This is a genomic window from Bradyrhizobium sp., from assembly GCF_030646015.1.
In the GTDB taxonomy this organism is placed as follows: domain Bacteria; phylum Pseudomonadota; class Alphaproteobacteria; order Rhizobiales; family Xanthobacteraceae; genus Bradyrhizobium.
On record NZ_JAUSLT010000161.1, the window covers coordinates 1 to 12,750 of the forward strand.

The following is a 12,750-nucleotide window of genomic DNA, read 5'->3' on the forward strand; positions in this document are numbered from 1 at the left end:
ATGATGCTTGTCGTGGTGGAATTCCAGCGTTTCCTTCGACATATGAGGAGCAAGCGCGTCATAGGCATAAGGAAGGGTGGGAAGCGTGAAGGTCATGGGGGATGTCCGCAATGATGGGAGACGTGGGCTTAACGGGAACCCTTATAGAAGGTTCCCGGGATCTTAAACACCGCAATTTGGGCCGGATAGCGTACGAGAGGACGACATGAGCATCGAGATCGACGTATTGAACGGGGACGCTTCGTGGCCTGTGGCCGAGCCGCTGTTCAAGGCGGTCTGGCCGGCCGACATGGTTGCGAAGCTGCCATGGGGGCATATCAAGTGGGCCAATGCCGATCTGCGCGTGCTGATCGATGCGCCCTCGGGTGGGCTGGCCTGCCATGTCGGCATCTACTTCCGCCATGCCATTTGGGACGGCCGCAAGGTTCATATCGGCGGCATCGGCGGGGTTTCGACCCGCGAGGACTGCCGGCGTCAGGGATATGCCAGCCTCGCGCTCGACGCCGCGGTCCAGACCATGCGCCACCACGAGGCGGTGCAATTCGGGCTGTTGTTCTGCGAGCCGCACAATTTCGCGTTTTATCAATCGCGCGGCTGGCACCCCTTCAGCGGCGAAGTCTGGGCCGAACAGCCGGAGGGACGCGTTCGCTTCGAGGCGATGGCGCCCTTCGTGTTCGATTTCACCCGCAAGCCGCGGCAGGGCGTGATCGACCTATGCGGCCTGCCATGGTGACCATGCGTATGGCGGGGTGGCGTTGCACCGTTCAGCCCATGATATGGTGATCATAATCTATTTGCTGTCGGGTTTCTTCACCCTCCCCTAGAGGGGGAGGGTCGCTCGCGCAGCGAGCGGGGTGGGGTGACGGTCTCTCCTCTTCAACAGTGTCCGAGTTGAGAGGTCACCCCACCCCGTCTCGCATTTCGCTGTGCTCAATGCGAGCCGACCCTCCCCCTCCAGGAGAGGGTAAGAAAGGGCGCTGAATGACGTGTGAAGCATGACCATTGAGGCCCCGCCCGCAGCACCGGCAAAGGTTCCGGCCAACGGCCTGTTGACCTCGCCGATCCTGCCGACGCTGCTGAAGCTGACGCTTCCCAATGCCATCGCGATGGTCGGCACCACCCTGGTGGCGGTGGCCGAAACCGCCTATATCGGCCGCCTCGGCATCGAACCGCTGGCCGCGATCGCGCTGGTTTTCCCCTTCGTCATGCTGACGCAGATGATGTCGGCCGGCGCCATGGGCGGCGGCGTTTCATCCGCGGTGAGCCGCGCCATCGGCGCCGGCGACCGCGACCGCGCGGCGACGCTGGCCCTGCACGCCGTCATGATCGGCCTGCTCGGCGGACTGTTCTTCACCGCCGTCATGCTGCTGTTCGGCCGTCCCTTCTTCATGCTGCTGGGCGGGCGCGGCGGCGTGCTCGAACAGGCGCTGCGATATTCGCAGGTGCTGTTTTCAGGCGCGGTTTCGATCTGGCTGGTGAATACGCTGGCCTCGGTGCTGCGCGGCACCGGCGACATGCGGCTGCCGTCGGCAACGCTGATCGGGGTCGCCATCGTTCAGATCGTGCTCGGCGGCGCCCTGGGTCTCGGGCTGGCGGGCCTGCCGCAACTGGGCATGGCCGGCGTCGCCGCCGGGCAACTGATCGCATTCTCGCTCGGCGCGATATTCCTCGGATGGATCCTGGTCAGCGGCCGCAGCCGGCTGACGCTGGATTTCCGCGCCTTCAAATTTCAGCGCGTCATGTTTCTCGATATCCTGAAGGTCGGCGCGATCTCCTGCGTGGCGCCGCTGCAGAGCGTGCTGACCATCCTGATCTTCACCAAGATCCTGGCCGGCTACGGCACCGCGACGCTGGCCGGCTACGGCATGGGCTCGCGGCTCGAATTCCTGCTGACCCCGATTTCGTTCGCCTTCGGCGTCGCCTCGGTGCCGATGGTCGGCATGGCCATCGGCGCCGGCATGGTGGCGCGCGCCCGCAAGGTGGCGTGGACCGCGGGCGCCGCATCGGCCCTGACCGTCGGACTGATCGGCCTGGTCGTCGCGGTCCATCCGGTGCTGTGGGTGTCCATGTTCACCAGCGATCCCGGCGTCACCGCGGCAGCCTATTCCTATTTCGGCTGGGCCGGCCCGGCATTCGCGTTTTTCGGGCTGGGCACGTGTCTCTATTTCTCTTCGCAGGGGGCGGCGAAGGTCGGCGGTCCGGTGCTTGCCGGGACCGGTCGCCTGCTGCTGGTCGCGCTCGGCGGCTGGTGGCTGGTGTCGATCGATGCGCCGGCCTGGGCGCTGTTCGCGCTGGTCGGCGCCGCCATGGTGCTGTTCGGCATCGGCGTCGCCGCATCGGTCTGGCTGACGCGCTGGGGCAAGTGAGTTCCGCATTGCACAAATTCGATTTTTTGCTATGCAGGCCCGCTTTCAGGGAGAGGCCTATGTCCTGCCGATTCGGCACCATCATTGCGAACCTGGCGATCCTGGCGGCGTTGCTTGGCGCTCCCGCCACGCAGGCGCAGGCCAGTGAGGCAACCGGCGTCTGGCTGACCCAGGCCGGCGACGCCAGGGTGCGCGTCAGCAAATGCGGCGGCGGACTTTGCGGAGTCATCGTCGGGCTGCGGGATCCGATCGATCCCGCCACCGGCAAACCCCAGGTCGACGACAAGAATCCGAATCCGGCCCTGAGGAAGCGCCGGATGATCGGGCTCCCGCTGTTCAGCGGCATGCAGCCATCAGGTCCGAACCGATGGTCCGGCCAGATCTACAACGCCGATGACGGCAGCACCTATGTGAGCCATGTCTCGCTGGCGGGTCCGGATACGCTCAAGGTTGAGGGCTGCGTGGGCGCGCTCTGCGGCGGCGAGAACTGGACGCGCGCCGGACGCTGAGCGATTACAAGAATCCGTAGCCCGGATGAAGCCAGCGGTCGGCGCAACGCGCCGCCCGATGGCGCAATCCGGGAAGGAATGCGGCGGTGGTCCCGGATTTCGCAAGGGCTCCATCCGGGCTACGGATTTTAGGCGTGAACTCGATCACGCCGCCGTCGCCTTCAGCGCGGTCGCCGCCGACGCGTAGCCGCCGCGGGCGCCGTCGATGAAATGGACGTGGTCGCTGCGCGTGACCGACGGCGCAAAGCAGGTCATCATCGCCGCATCCTGCCGGTGCAGGCCATAGCGCACGGTTCCCGCCGCCGCCGCCGCGGCCAGAACTTTGGTCAGCGCGCCTTCCAGCTCCGGCGTGCAGTCGAGGATCATGCGCAATCCGTCGTCGTATTTGCGGAAGTCGGAATTCTCAACCACCTGCTGGACATAGGTCTTCGGCACGAAACCGCCGACGCTGATGCCGAAGCGCATGATGACGTAAACGAATAGGGTGTTGGCGAGCACGAAGGCGCGCCGCCTGAGCAGCGATCCGCGCATCGTGCTGACTTCGTATTTATTGCCGCTCGGCGGCCATGTCAGCGGCGGGCCGTCCGGCGGCACCGGCCGTCCCGCATCCGGGCTGCGCTCGACCAGCGCGATAATGTCCTCAATCACCTCGCGAAAAGCGGAGGGGTCGGCGGCGCGCGCGGGCACCACCAGCACCGAGAGAATGAGACCGCGCGTGGAGGGAATTTCCTCGAACCGGCACGACAAACCCGTGAGATCGGGCTGGGTGCCGGGCGCGGCCTTCGGCACCGCGAATTCGCCGCGCTTCATCGCCGTTTCCGCCCAGCCGAGGCCGCCGCCGGAAAACATCGCATAGGACAAATTGGCCGACGGCCCGAACCGCGCGACGCGGACATCGAGGCCCTGCGCCCGCACCGCCGACACCGGTACCAGCGCCACCCGCATCACGAGGTTGAGGCTCTCCTCGACCCAGATCGCGGTCGCCGCCATCGCTTCGCGGGTGCGTTCGAGATCCTCGGGCGACACCGCAAAACTGGCGCCGTCGCCGCCGAACACGAAGGGAAACTCGCGGCCCTCCAGCGCATTGGTGACCGCCGCGATGACCGAGGCGCCGGCCATGTTGACCGCCTTGTAGCGCGCCTCCGCGATCGCCCTGGTCGATTCCACGATATCGGCGACGCCGATCGACCAGTCATCCGGCAGCGGCGAATACAGCGCCGGGTCCATCAGGCTGGCAAAGCCGCGAAACACCGGGATGGAACTGTAGAAGGTGTCGCTGGTGGGTGTGGTCATATCAGTGGAACCGCCCCGTTATGAACCCTTCCAGCAGATACGACCGGTTCTGGAATTTGGGTTCAACACATTAACAAGGAGCCTGCATAAGCAAAGCTTTTCCCGGTCTGCCATGCCTATCCCCCCTTCGCCACGCCTTGCAGCACCAGCCGGTTGAGCCGGCCGGCAAATGCCGCCGGGTCTTCCGGCAATTCGCCGTCGAGGATCTGCGCCTGCTCCAGCAGCAGGAACGACAGGTCGGCACCGTCGGCGCCCTCGCCTGAGATCGCCGCCACCAGCGGATGGCGCAGGTTGATCTCGAGGATCGGCTTGGTGCCGCCGCCCTTGTTCTGCCGCGCCAGCAGGCGCTCCAGCTCGCGGTCCGGGCCATGGCTGCCGGCGACCAGGCAGGACGCGCTGGATGTCAGCCGCTGCGAGGCGCGCACGTCGGAAACGCGTTCGCCGAGGGTCGCCTTGATCACGGCGATGATCGCGGCCTCATCGGCTTCCGGTTTTGCCTCGTCCTTGTTGTCGTCGAGCAGCGGTATCAGGCCGAAATCGATATCGCCCTGGCTCAGCGACTTCAGCGGCTTGCCTTCGAAGTCGAGCGGGGCCGAGGTCCAGAACGCGTCGACCGGATCGGTCAGCAGCAAAACCTCGATGCCGCGGGCGGCGGCGGATTCCAGCTTGGGATTGGATTTCAGCCGCTCGATGCTGTCGCCGGCCAGGAAGTACACTTCGGTCTGGTTCGGTTTGAGATCCGCGATGTACTGCTTCAGCGACCGGTTCTCGCCGGTCGTGGTGGTGAAGCGCGACAGCGCCAGCAATTTCTCGCGCCGCTCGAAATCCTCGTAGAGGCCTTCCTTGATGACGGGGCCGAAGGCGTCCCAGATCTTCGCGAAATTCTCCGGGTCCTTGTCGCCAAGCGTTTCCAGTTCGCCCACGACCCGCGTGGTTACGGCCTTCCTGATCTGCGCCAGCTGCGGATTGTTCTGCAGCATCTCCCGGGAAATGTTGAGCGGCAGGTCCTCGCTGTCGACCACGCCGCGGATGAAGCGCAGATAGGCCGGCAAGAGATCGGCATCGTCGGTGATGAAGACGCGGCGGACATAGAGCTTCACCCGGCCCTTGCGCTGCGGCTCGAACAGGTCGAACGGCTTGGTCGAGGGCGCGAACAGCAGCACCGCATAGGAGTAGCGGCCCTCGGCGCGGTAATGCAGCGTCATCGCCGGCTCGTCGAACGCATTCGCGATCGACTTGTAAGCCTTGGCGTAGTCCTCCGCCGCAAGCTCCGACTTCGACCGCTGCCACAATGCGCTGGCCGAATTGATCTGGCGGGGCTCGCCTTCCTCGGGGACGAGTTCGATCGGAAACTGGATGTTGTCGGAATAGGCGCCGACGATGCGCTCGATTTCGTAAGTTTCGAGATATTTTTTCGCATCCGGCTTCAGGTGCAGTACGATTTCGGTACCGCGCGCGATCCGCGCGGCGTCTTCCTCGCCGGCGGGTGCGACTTCAAATCCGGCTCCGCCTGACGACGACCAGGTCCAGACCTCGTCGCTCCCCGCACGCCGGCTGAATACTTCGATGCGTTCGGCCACCATGAAGGCGGAATAGAAGCCGACGCCGAACTGGCCGATCAGGCCGGCGCCGTCCTTGGCCTCGGTCAGCCGGGACAGGAAGGATTTGGTGCCGGAGCGGGCGATGGTGCCGAGATTGTCGATCAGCTCCTGGCGGTCCATGCCGATCCCGGTATCGACCACGCGCAGCGCATTGGCCGTCTTGTCGGGTACGATGCGGATCTTGGGCGGCTCGCCGTCCGCGATCAGCGCAGGGTTCGCGATCGCCTCGTAGCGCAGCTTGTCGCAGGCGTCCGAAGCGTTCGAGATCAATTCGCGCAAGAAAATATCGGTTTCCGAATAGACCGAATGCACCATCAGGTGCAGCAATTCGGCGACCTCGGCCTGGAATGGCTGGGAGACGGGGGCGGCGTCGGCGGTGGTCTCAGTCATTATCGGTCTCGCTGAGGAATGAACATCCGGAGAGCAGCCTGATATAGCGATACCACGAGAGGTGGCAAGATTTGCGGCCCGGCCGGCATGGAAAACGTCGGGCGGAACCGGGACCCGGCCATTTGCGGATTATCGGCCTATGGTGGACACTGCCAGGCCGCAAGGAGACATGCGCCATCATGCGAATCGGCATTCGCCTTGCCATTTCCGGACTCGTCCTCGCGTCGATCCTGGTGAGCGCCGTCGGCGTCCATCTATTGTGGTGGCGGACCGCCGAAGCCAACAGCCACGCGCTGGCGGACACCATCAACCGCCAGATCGTCGCGGCGGTTGAAAAGGAAGTCACCGTCATCACCACCGAAGCGCGCGCGGCGCACACCGCCATTCGCACCTTGTTCCTGCAGAACGTGCTGGAGACCCGCGAGGCGGACAAGCGCGAATTCGTCTTCCTGTCCCAGTTGCAGTCGCAGCCGAACATCTCCTGGGTGGCGTTCGGCTGGCCGGACGGCGCGTTCTTTGCCGCGCACAAGCTCGGCGATCTGGCGCTGGAAATGATGGAAATCGCGCCGGTCGACGGCGTCGTCAAGCGGCGCGTTGACGAATACCAGGTGGTGGTCGGCGATATCGAGTTCGAGAAGCGGCGCTTCGAAAATACCGACTATGCGGTGACCGAACAGGAATGGTTTCGTTCAGGCCTAGCCGCCGACGAACCGCGCTGGTTCAACGTCACGGCGCATCCGGTTGGACCGCGGCCCTCGATCGCCTATGCCGGTCCGATCGACGTCTACCAGAAACGCCAGGGCGTTCTCGCCATCATCATCGAATATACCCGCCTCGCCCGGTTCCTGTCGCAGCTCTCGGTCGGAAAGTCCGGCGCGGCGTTCATTCTGGGGAGCGACGGTACGACGATCGCCGCTCCCGATCCGGACGCCGATGAACTGAACATGCAGCGGTCCGACCAGCCATTACTGTCGATCGCACGGCGCGCCCTCGCCGGGGCCGGCCCCGACGCGAAGATCGCCAGTCAGGTCAGGCTGGAAGCCGCCGACGATGCCTATGCGGTCACCCTCACGCCCCTCGCCTTTCCAGGCTGGACGCTGGCGACCGTGATTCCGGAAAAGGAATTTCTTGGGCCCATCGAGGCAACGATCCGCAAGCTGCTGATCGGTCTGGCGCTGCTCATTCTCGCCGCCGGTCTGCTGTCGGCATGGCTCGCCCGGCGCGTCATCGCCACGCCGTTGATCATGGTCGTCGACGAACTCAAGCACGTCGCCCGCTTCGATCTCGACAAGGTCCGCCGCCACGCCTCTGGGGTCACCGAGATCGAGAATCTGTCGGGCGCCATCGCCGATATGGCGGGCGGACTCGCTGCCTTCCGGAAATACATTCCCGCCGACCTGGTCAGAATGCTGGTTCGCGAAGGCGTCGAACCCCGCCCCGGCGGCGCGATCAAGCCGCTGACGATCCTGTTCGCCGATATCGCCGGCTTCACCGGATTGTCCGAGCGGCTCGGCGACCGCATCGTTCCGCTGCTCTCCAGTTACCTCGATACCATGTCACGCGAGGTCAGCGCCCATCGCGGCACCATCGACAAATTCATCGGCGATGCGGTGATGGCGTTTTGGGGCGCACCGGCGGCCAACCCCGACCACGCCGCCGACGCCTGCCGCGCCGCGCTCGCCTGCCAGCGCGCGCTGCGGGAGTCCGGTCTGACCGACGATTCCGGCCGGCCGCTCCGGGTGCGGATCGGCCTCAATTCCGGCGACGTGCTGGTCGGCAATATCGGTTCCGAGGTCCGCCTCAACTATACTGTCATCGGCGACGCCGTGAACGTCGCGAGCCGGCTGGAAGGCGCCAACAAGGAATATGGCACCGACATCATCATCGGTGAGGAAACCCGCCGCCTCGCCGGCGATCAAATCCTGGTTCGCGAGCTCGACCGCCTGACGGTTTACGGCCGCGCGCAGGGCATCGCGGTCTACGAATTGCTCGGGATGGCGGAGGACGGCGCGGTCCTCCCACCCTGCATGACGCTGTATGAATCCGGGCTCTCCGCCTATCGCGACCGTCATTTCGAGCAGGCCGCCGAGCTGTTCGAGCAGGCGCTTCAGGCGCGCGATGCGGACCAGCCGGCGCGGCTGATGCTCGAACGTTGCCGCGACCTTCTTCGGCAGCCGCCAAGCGACGATTGGGACGCGACCAATGCGATGCGAGCCAAATAGCTGATGCCGCCGGGTCTCCGGTGCTGTCCCGTACCGATCACGGGTTTGTGATAGCGGGCGGAGACGGCGATGTAACGGTGCCGCCGCCACGCCCGTAACTTGGTGACGCTTTCGTCGCTGAAGTTTCAAGGAAGGATCGCCTCATGAGCTCCAAGACCGTCTCCGCCAGGACCGCCCTCGCCAACGCCACCATCGCCGGCTCCTTCGCCGCCGCGCTTGCCATGATCGCCGCTCCGGCGTTCGCGGCGCCAAAGCCGCCGCAGCCGACCATGGACAAGTGCTTCGGCATCGCCATGAAAGGCGAGAATGATTGCGCGGCAGGCGCCGGCACCACCTGCGCCGGCACCGCCAAAACCGACTATCAGGGCGATGCCTGGAAATATGTCGCCAAGGGCACCTGCGCGAGCATCAAGACCCCGAAGGGCACCGGCTCGCTGGAGCCCATCAAGTCCTGAGCCGAAGCACCGGCGTGCGGACGCCCCGCGCGCCGGTGCTCTCGAGGCTCCCGCCAAGCGAGTTCAGCCGATGCCCATTGCTGCCCATTTGCCGGCTTCAGCCGGCGTCGGCTTCAAGCCCGAGCATGCCGCCGCCATTCTGGCCGCCGCGCAGCCGGTCGGATTCTTCGAGGTCCATGCGGAGAACTACATGGGCGCCGGCGGGCCGCCGCATGCGCAGCTCACCGCGCTGCGCGAACGCTATGCGCTGTCGGTTCACGGTGTAGGGCTGTCGATCGGTTCGACGGGGCCGCTGGATCGCGCTCACCTGACCAGGCTGCGCCAACTGTGCGATCGCTATGCGCCGCAGAGCTTTTCCGAGCATCTCGCCTGGTCGTCGCATGATGGCGTCTACTTCAACGACCTGCTGCCGCTGCCGTATACCGGGCAGACTCTGGCACGGGTCGCCGAACACGTCGACGAGGTGCAGACCGCGCTCGGGCGACAGATGCTGCTGGAGAATCCTTCGACCTATCTCGACTTCGCCGAGAGCACGATCGCGGAAGTCGATTTTCTCGCCGAGATATCGCGGCGCACCGGGTGCGGATTGCTGCTCGACATCAACAACGTCTTCGTCTCGGCCACCAACCATGGCACGTCGGCGTTGGACTATCTCGACCGGTTTCCGCTGGATCGGGTTTTCGAAATTCACCTGGGCGGTCATGATGCCGATACCGGCGATGCCGGAGAACCGCTGCTGATCGACAGCCACCGCGTGGCCGTCGCGGACGAGGTCTGGGCACTCTACCGCCAGGTGATCGCCCGCACCGGCGCACTTCCGACCCTGATCGAATGGGACAACGACGTGCCGGACTGGCCGACGCTGCGCGCCGAGGCCGTCGCCGCCCAACGCATCCTGTCGGGCGCGGCGTGCGTGGCGGCATGAGAGACGCCATGCCCGCGACATTCGAGACATCCTTTGCGAAAGCGCTGCTCGGCGCCGAAGCAATGTTACCGCCCGGGATCGCCGCACACACCGGCGCCGTTCCGGCGCGACGCTTTGCCGTCTACCGCAACAACGTCATGGCAAGTCTTGGCGCTGCGCTGGCACAGCGCTATCCCGTCATCGAACGGCTGGTCGGCGGCGAATTCTTCGCCGCGATGGCGCGGCAATTCGTGATGCAGCATCCGCCGCGCTCGCCGCTGCTGGCGCAATATGGCGAGGAATTCGCCGACTTCATCGCCGCATTCGAGCCGGCGCGGGAGCTGCCTTATCTCGCGGACATAGCGCGGCTCGAGGCGGCGCGCACCCGCGCCTACCATGCGGAAGACGCCACACCGCTTGGCGCGGACAGCTTCGCGGCGCTCGACGCCGAAGCGCTCGGAGACATCCGCCTCCAGCTGCATCCCTCGGCCGCCATCCTGCGCTCGCCGTTCCCGATCGTGACGATCTGGGCGATGAACAGCGGTGAGCTCGAGCTCCAGCCGATCGAGACCGGGCAAGGCGAGGACGCCCTCGTCGTCCGGCCGCATCTCGACGTCGAAATCCGCGCGCTGCCGCCGGGCGGTGCGGCGTTCCTGCAGTCGCTCGCCGGCGGCCTGCCGCTGCGCGATGCCATCGGCGCCGCGCTCGCCGACCACGCCGGTTTCGACCTCACCGGCAGTCTCGCGGGTCTGATCGGCTCAGGCGTCGTCCGCGCCATCCTGCCTCCGGCGGAGAGGACATCATGACCGCCCTCGGCAAACCGCTCGACGCGGCAGCGACGCCGACCATCTTGCCGGTGCGGATCATCCAGCGGGCGCTTGCCGCGCTGGATCGCATTCCCTACTGGCCGATCGCCCTGTCGGCCCGCATCTTCCCCGCGATGGTGTTCTGGCAATCGGGCCAGACCAAGGTCGCGGGATTCAACCTGAAGCCCAGCGCCATTGCGCTGTTCGAGAACGAGTACCGGCTGCCGCTGATCGATCCAGGGATCGCCGCCCATGCCGCCGCGTTCGCCGAGCATCTATTCCCGGTCCTGCTGGTGATCGGACTGGCGTCGCGATTTTCGGCGACGGCGCTGTTGCTGATGACCGCGGTGATCGAGATCTTCGTCTACCCCGACGCATGGCCGACCCACGGCGTATGGGCGACCTGCTTTCTGATCGTGATCGCGCGGGGTCCCGGCCTGCTCTCGCTGGATCACTTGATCGCCCGAAAATTCCGATAGATGCGGCACTCAGGCGGCCGGTCGCCGCCGACCGCGCATGTCAACGGCGGCGGTTGCAGAAAAATCCGATAAAAAGGACAATCATGGCAAAGCCGGGCTCGATGTGGATTCGAACCCATGACTATCGACAAGCGGCGCAAGCCGAACTGCAAACAAGAAAACAAAGGGAAACGCCGTGACGAAAACATCAAAAGTAAAAAGCGTCGAAATCCTCGCCTGCGACGCCGGCTGGCGGAATTACCATTTCGTCAAGGTCTCGACCGAGGACGGCGTGGTCGGCTGGAGCGAATATGACGAGGGTTTTGGCGCGCCCGGTGTCGGCACCGCGATCCAGCGGCTGTCCGGCCGCGTCGTCGGGCAGGACGTGATGGCGCATGAGCGGATCTTTGCGGAGCTTTCAGCGGCGACCCGCCCCGCCACCGGCGGCGTGGTGGCGCTGGCGCTCGGCGCCATCGAGAACGCGCTGCTCGACGCCAAGGGCAAGCTGCTCGGCGTGCCCTGCTACGAACTGCTCGGCGGCAAGATCCGCGACCGTATCAGGGTCTACTGGTCGCATTGCGCCACCTGGCGCATCAACCATCCCGGCTGGTACAAACCGGCGATCACCGGCCTCGACGGCGTCAAGGCGATCGGTCGCGAGGTCAAGGACAAGAAGTTCACCGCGCTGAAAACCAACATTTTTACCTACACCGACGGCAAGCCGCAGGGCTGGCGGCCCGGCTTCGGCTCGCCGTTCGAGCCGGAGATCAATGTCGACCGCAAGGTGCTGCGCGACCTGCGCATGCATCTTGAAGCCATCCGCGACGGCGCCGGACCCGATGTCGACATCCTGCTCGACCTCAATTTCAACGCCAAGACCGAAGGCTATCTGAAAATATTGCGCACCATCGCCGACCTCGACATGTTCTGGATCGAGATCGACAGCTTTAGTCCGGAGGCGCTGGGTTATATCAGGCGGCAAAGCCCACATCCGATCTCGTCCTGCGAAACACTGCTGGGCCTGCGCGAATTCCTGCCCTATTTCCGCGAGCAGGCGATGGACGTCGCCATCATCGATACGCCGTGGAACGGGGTGTGGCAGTCGATGAAGATCGCGGCCTCAGCCGAAGCCCATGAGGTCAACGTGGCGCCGCATAATTTCTACGGCCACCTCTGCAGCATGATGAACGCGCATTTCTGCGCGGCGGTGCCGAATTTGCGCATCATGGAAATCGACATCGACCGGCTGGAATGGGACCACGAACTGTTCACCCATCTGCCCGAGATCGTCGACGGCTATCTTGTCATCCCCGACCGCCCCGGCTGGGGCACCGAGCCCAACGAGGAAGCGCTGCGTGCGCATCCGCCGAAGGGGCTCGGCGGGTTGCTGAATTACGGGCAGAAGAAATGAGCAACTGGCAGCGGTGCTGACATCGGCACGATGCGCCGGCCGCACCGTGAGAGGGACGCGCGGCATAACTGCGAGCTCCGCTGCACCTCTCCCGCTTGCTTGCGGGGGAGGTCGACGCGCTCGGCAGAGCGCGGCGGGTGGGGGAAATCTATCCACTGGGTCCCGGCGCCTGTTGAGGCACCCCCACCCCGGCCCTCCCCCGCTTGCGAGAGCTTTGCACAATCGGGTCTGCGGGAATGGGGCCCGAAATCTGGCTTTTTTTGCGAACTCAGGTGGCGCGCGAGACGTGAAGAGTCCGGTTTTCGCGGCCGATCGGTGGCATCGGGCGATCGCGG

Annotated in this window: 11 protein-coding genes and 1 pseudogene; 9 read left to right on the forward strand and 3 right to left on the reverse strand. The window is 65.2% G+C overall.

What is annotated here, in order from left to right; all coding sequences use genetic code 11:
- A pseudogene (locus tag Q7T45_RS23890) lies at nt 1-96 on the reverse strand (superoxide dismutase); the annotation flags it as partial.
- A gap of 109 nt (nt 97-205) precedes the next feature.
- Here Q7T45_RS23890 and Q7T45_RS23895 point away from each other — a divergent pair.
- The 3 genes from Q7T45_RS23895 to Q7T45_RS23905 all read left to right on the forward strand — a co-directional run bounded on the left by Q7T45_RS23895 (nt 206) and on the right by Q7T45_RS23905 (nt 2,875).
- Nucleotides 206-733, forward strand: coding sequence for a GNAT family N-acetyltransferase (locus tag Q7T45_RS23895; protein WP_304874139.1), 528 nt, complete (start codon nt 206-208; stop codon nt 731-733).
- 262 nt (nt 734-995) lie between these two features.
- Nucleotides 996-2,366 (forward strand): MATE family efflux transporter, encoded by a 1,371-nt coding sequence (locus Q7T45_RS23900; RefSeq protein WP_304874140.1) that lies wholly within the window; start codon nt 996-998, stop codon nt 2,364-2,366.
- A gap of 59 nt (nt 2,367-2,425) precedes the next feature.
- Entirely contained in the window at nt 2,426-2,875 is a 450-nt protein-coding gene (locus Q7T45_RS23905; RefSeq protein WP_304874142.1) for a DUF2147 domain-containing protein, read from the forward strand.
- Nucleotides 2,876-3,019: 144 nt separating this feature from the next.
- Here the strand turns inward: Q7T45_RS23905 and Q7T45_RS23910 are convergent, their stop codons facing one another.
- Nucleotides 3,020-4,168, reverse strand: coding sequence for a DUF3095 domain-containing protein (locus Q7T45_RS23910; RefSeq protein WP_304874144.1), 1,149 nt, complete (start codon nt 4,166-4,168; stop codon nt 3,020-3,022).
- Nucleotides 4,169-4,284: 116 nt separating this feature from the next.
- Nucleotides 4,285-6,159, reverse strand: a complete 1,875-nt coding sequence (gene htpG, locus Q7T45_RS23915) for a molecular chaperone HtpG (RefSeq protein ID WP_304874145.1) — start codon at nt 6,157-6,159, stop codon at nt 4,285-4,287.
- A 179-nt stretch (nt 6,160-6,338) separates the two neighbouring features.
- Here htpG and Q7T45_RS23920 point away from each other — a divergent pair, with 179 nt between their 5' ends.
- The 6 genes from Q7T45_RS23920 to Q7T45_RS23945 all read left to right on the forward strand — a co-directional run bounded on the left by Q7T45_RS23920 (nt 6,339) and on the right by Q7T45_RS23945 (nt 12,415).
- Nucleotides 6,339-8,381, forward strand: a complete 2,043-nt coding sequence (locus tag Q7T45_RS23920) for an adenylate/guanylate cyclase domain-containing protein (RefSeq protein WP_304874148.1) — start codon at nt 6,339-6,341, stop codon at nt 8,379-8,381.
- A gap of 143 nt (nt 8,382-8,524) precedes the next feature.
- Nucleotides 8,525-8,836: a DUF2282 domain-containing protein gene (locus tag Q7T45_RS23925; protein WP_304874149.1), complete on the forward strand. Its 312-nt coding sequence runs from the start codon at nt 8,525-8,527 to the stop codon at nt 8,834-8,836.
- A 70-nt stretch (nt 8,837-8,906) separates the two neighbouring features.
- Nucleotides 8,907-9,761, forward strand: a complete 855-nt coding sequence (locus Q7T45_RS23930) for a DUF692 domain-containing protein (protein WP_304874151.1) — start codon at nt 8,907-8,909, stop codon at nt 9,759-9,761.
- 8 nt (nt 9,762-9,769) lie between these two features.
- Complete coding sequence (locus Q7T45_RS23935; protein ID WP_304874154.1) at nt 9,770-10,546, forward strand: DUF2063 domain-containing protein; 777 nt, start codon at nt 9,770-9,772, stop codon at nt 10,544-10,546.
- Nucleotides 10,543-11,025 carry a DoxX family protein gene (locus Q7T45_RS23940; RefSeq protein ID WP_304874156.1) on the forward strand — a complete coding sequence of 161 codons (483 nt, stop codon included), beginning with the start codon at nt 10,543-10,545 and terminating at the stop codon, nt 11,023-11,025. The genes Q7T45_RS23935 and Q7T45_RS23940 overlap by 4 nt, the downstream gene beginning before the upstream one ends.
- 175 nt (nt 11,026-11,200) lie before the next feature.
- Nucleotides 11,201-12,415 (forward strand): mandelate racemase/muconate lactonizing enzyme family protein, encoded by a 1,215-nt coding sequence (locus tag Q7T45_RS23945; protein ID WP_304874158.1) that lies wholly within the window; start codon nt 11,201-11,203, stop codon nt 12,413-12,415.
- Nucleotides 12,416-12,750 lie beyond the last annotated feature (335 nt).